This window comes from Microbacterium sp., assembly GCF_030149085.1.
Taxonomy (GTDB): domain Bacteria; phylum Actinomycetota; class Actinomycetes; order Actinomycetales; family Microbacteriaceae; genus Microbacterium.
Genome location: NZ_JASBSF010000130.1, coordinates 1 through 4,492 on the forward strand (window position 1 = coordinate 1; position 4,492 = coordinate 4,492).

General features: G+C 66.6%; 2 protein-coding genes. Both read right to left on the reverse strand.

Annotated features, from left to right (window positions below):
* Nucleotides 1–1,670 (reverse strand): AAA family ATPase (locus Q1V87_RS05400; RefSeq protein ID WP_300591171.1); only part of this gene is annotated, 1,670 nt, incomplete at its 3' end.
* Nucleotides 1,663–4,492 (reverse strand): DNA methyltransferase (locus tag Q1V87_RS05405; protein WP_300591173.1); only part of this gene is annotated, 2,830 nt, incomplete at its 5' end. The genes Q1V87_RS05400 and Q1V87_RS05405, both read right to left, overlap by 8 nt.

The window sequence follows — 4,492 nt, forward strand, 5'->3', positions numbered from 1 at the left end:
AGCTTGCGTAGTGGCCCGGGGACGACCTGATAGGTGACGTTCCCGTCTTCGACCGTCGGCCGCAGCCCCTCGAAGAAGTCTTCGTACGCGTACGAGGGGTGGAACTGCACGGTGCGCAGGTGGTTCGTGTCGCTGCCGACGATGTGCCGACCGAGTGCCTCGGCGACGAACGTCTTGCCCGTGCCGGGCGGCCCGTAGAACACGAGCTGGCGCCGGTCGTCGAGCACGTCCAGCCACTCCTGTAGCACCTCACGCGGCATGTGCAGCGACGCCGCGAGATCGTCCGTGGCGGACGGAATGCTGATAGCAGCCGGGATGCGAGCGGTGTCGTCGTCCGGCTCGACCACGTCATCGTCGACCGGGCGGTCGGTGAGCCGCTCCACGAGCGCGGTGAGCGCGTCGAGACCCGCGGTCAGCTCGACGACGTCACCCTGCTTGTCGAGCATGCCGGGCACGGGTTCGGGCAGCTCCGCCTTCGCGACCAACTCAGGGAGCCACTCCACCGTCCGGCGTAGGCGCGATCCTTCGGTGTCGCTCCAGGACGGGTCGCCGGAGACATACCCGATCTGCGCATTGTCTGCGACGAGCGTGAGCACGATGTCGTCCGGGTCCATCCGAAGGATGAACGCCTGGTCGGCCTGGGTCAGCTGCAGCCGCTGCGCGTAATCGAGGTGCGTGTACCCGGCGTCGACGGCACCGCGAATGGAGGCCTCGGTGGCGGTCTCAAGCTCGAGCCGGAGGTTCGTCGCCGGGAGCGACACGAACTCGTCGTCTCGCCAGGCGTCAGCGAGCTGCGCACCGCCTTGGCCCGTGCGCACCAGCCAGGCGCGGCGCCCTTCGGCATGCTTGCGCGGCGCGGCGAGACCGCTCCATGCGCTCAGGTAGGGCTCGGCGTACCAATCGACGCGGGGCTGCCCGGGCTCCTGGACGGCCTCACGAATCCTCCAGAGGTCGTGGTCGAGGTCTGCGTCGCCGGCGTCCCCGGACGGCCCGAGGTGGTGCGCAAACGCGGCCCGGATGCGCTGACGGTCAGCCTCCTTGACGACGCTGTCGAAGTACCCGGGCCACACCAGCGCAAGCAGCGAGGTCCGCATCGCGGGTTCCCACCCGCCCTGAACCCGGTCGGTGAGGTCTCGGAACGCCCACGGATCCCGCAGGGCCCGCTGGCGGGCCTCGAAGGGGGACGCCCACCACTCTTCGATGAACTGGGTGAGCCAGACGACCTGCTGCCAGATACGGATATTGAAGCCGGCTCCGCCATGAAACGTTCCGCCAGCCCCCAACGCCGAATCGATCGGTGCGGGCAGGTGCAGCGGAGGGTTCGCCCACGAGAGCACGGTGTTCACCCGAGTGCGCTTGGTCTCGGGCGTGATGTTGCTCAGGGGCAGCACCTGAACGCACAGCAACTCGGCGGCGAGAGCGATCACGGTGTTCGGTGCGGCCACGAGCTGATCCTGCAGTTTGCTCAGGAACTTCCGCGGCCCCTCGTCAGCGTTGTCGCCGGTGATCAGGTCACGCAGCGTCCGAGCCGCCTCGGCCGTCCAGGTCGGCTCGGTTTCCAGAATCGGCGAACGCTCTCCACGAAGCGCCGGGCCGAGAATGAGCCAGGCAGCCTCGTCCACCGCGGGGTTCGCCCCGCTGCCGCGCTCGTAGAGGTTCTCGTCAGGCATCGGTCGTCCTTTCGGGATGCCGCGGGCCGAAGCCCGGCGCGGGGTCGAGCGTGGACACGAACTCAGTGCCGGTGTCGATGCATTCCTGCATCCTGTCGTAGTTCTCGACGATCAGACGCTTCGTGCGGTACTCCCCGAACTCGGCTTCGTCCCTCCTTCGGACAATGGGGAAGGTATCCAGCATGTAGTCAACATCGGCGCGATGCACGCCGTAGAGGTGGAAGAACGCTGCGTCGAGTTCCGCGCGAAGGTGTCGTCGTCGCTCTGGGTTCCAAATGAAGGGAGCTCCACGATCGCCGATCTTCGTGGCCCAGTCGCTCATGGACCAAGACGTATACGCAAGTTCGGCGACCCGTGACGAAATCCAACTCACTCGGCTCGTCGGTGACGACCAAGCAACACTTCCCTCGAAGGCCGTAGGCGGTAGAACGGGCAACTGATTCGCGATGAAGAAGTTAATGTGACTCCCACCGACCTTTGGACGCGCGACAAAGTCGAAAGCAAACGAGCTGAGAACCGCGATCAGGATCCAGCCCTGGAACGCCGAAGTCGCAATCGGAAGGTTGTTACCCACGCCCGATGTTGGCCACATCGAGCTCACCATCGTTCGCTCGTTCGTCGCGTTGGTGATGTCGCGAAAGCCGAACCAAGGCCCCTCGGTGCCGCCCGCGGATTTCACTTCGCCTGCGTCAACCCAATATCTGGGAAGCGCCTCGAAATCTGCCGACGCCCGCTCGACGTCCGTGACGTCTCGGAAGTCTTTTCCGTCCTGCGTTGCCCATCGATGATTGAAGTGGTGAACCATCTTCGCTTCGTAGAGCGGGAGCATCCGATCGGTGCCGCGCTCGAAGACGTTGCCGGCGAGGGTCCAGCCGTCGGCCTCGAGTTGGTCGCGGGTGTGGAACAGGTGCGAGTCGCTCGTCATGTTGAACAGGCCCTGCATGAACGAGACGCCCCAGGGGTTGCCGTTGATGGGGTCGTTCTCGTTGATGAGCACGGGCACGCGGCGGTAGATGCCGAGAGTGATCTCGGCGTCGCGGCGGGTGCGGACGATTGGCACCGTGCCGGTGTTCGGGTTGAGGAGCATGATCTCGTCGGGCGTGAGCCTGAACCGGGAGACCTCGATCTGCCGCGGGTCGTCCAGGAAGAACGCGAACCACGCTGACGGAGCGGGAAGCGTGCGACCGCTCGTGCTGAGGATGCAGAACTTGAACCGTGAATCGACGTCTGAGAAGAGCTTCCGCCGATTCTCGAAGTCGTAGAACGCGACGAGCGATTCCGTCTCGACGAGGTCTTTGAAGAAGTACTGCGTGGTGGCATCCGTCGCGATTCCCGTGGGAACGATGACTCCTGACCTCCCCTGTGGAGCCGTGAGTCCCCGGAAGAGCTCGGCGAAGACCGAATAGGTGTTCACTCTCCCACGGCCGGTGAGCGGATAGCGTCCCGTAGACACGAACTTACGGAGAGCATCGAGGGCGCGCTTCTCCGTCCGGTATTCCTTATCGAGGATCGGGTCGGCGGTGGCGAGCTTCGCGATCAGCGACTTGCGCTTCGCCCCGGTCGCTTTCGCGATCTCCGGGTCGCGCGCGGCGAAGAACTCCGTCTCTTTGAGTTCGATCTGCTCCCACGGCGGGTTGCCGAGCATGCACGTGAAGCCGCCCGCCCAGCCCTCGGGGCCGAGCCCGTCGCCGGTGGTGGCACCGAAGACCTCGGGGAACTCCAGGTGCCAGTGGAAGAACCGGTATTCGCTGGCGAGCCGGTCCACGCCGTCCACGGTGTCGGGGTACTGCATTGCGACATCGTCGTCGAGCATCGCGCGGACGACGGCGGTGGTCGGCGGCAGAGGGGTGCCGTCGTGCAGGGGCCAGACGAAGGCGGCGGCCCAGGCATCCGCTTGCCGTTTGAGGGTCTGGCGAGCGTCGGACGTGAGATAGGCGTCCCACGCTTCGCCCCGGGCGCGGATGTCGTCGACATCGTCGCTCGGGGCGAGCAGCAACGCTCGCTCGCGGCGGTTCGCGGCGGCCAGCGCGTCGGGGTCGGCCCACGACAGCAGGCCCTGACCGGTCGCCTCGTTCTTGTTGCGCTTGCGCACCTCGGCGGCGAACATCTTGCTGTCGCCCTCGATCTCTTTGAACGCGGCATCAGGCACGCCGCCCGCGATGAGGGCCGGGGTCGTGCCGAACAGGCTGTTGCCGACGCGGATGCGTGCATCGAGGAAGCCGAGGGGCTTGCCGGGTTCGAGGGCTTCGAGCCACAGGGATACTTTGGCGAGCTCGGCGGCCAGGTCGTTCATGTCGACCCCGTAGATGCACCGGGCGACGACGTCGTGCAGGGCGCGTTGCACGGCCTCGGGCGTGGGCTCGTCCTCATCGGAGCGCACCTGCGCGAGGCGGCGCGCGATGCGGCGGGCGGCGGCGACGAGGAACCCGCCGGAACCGCTCGCCGGGTCACACACGGTGACCGCGAGCAGGTTCGCCTCACGCTCGGCGGGGCTGTGGCCCGCGGCGACGGCCTCGTCGAGCGCGGGGTCGAGGGATGCGTCGAGCAGGGCTGAGACGAGCGCGGGTGGTGTGTAATACGAGCCCGTGGTCTTACGCTCGTTGCCCGACAGATGGGCGAGGGAGAACTGGCGGGTGTCGAGATCGACGCGCGGCACGAGTTCGAGCAGCGACTCGTACACGCCGCCGAGTTCCTCCGCCCCGAGGTGACGGTAGTCGATGGGTTGAGCGCGCTGGCCGGGCACGAGAATCCACGCGAGGTGCCGGATGGCGCGCAGCAGGTTTTTGTTCGTGATCTCGGCACCGAGCACCAGGTCGCGGTGC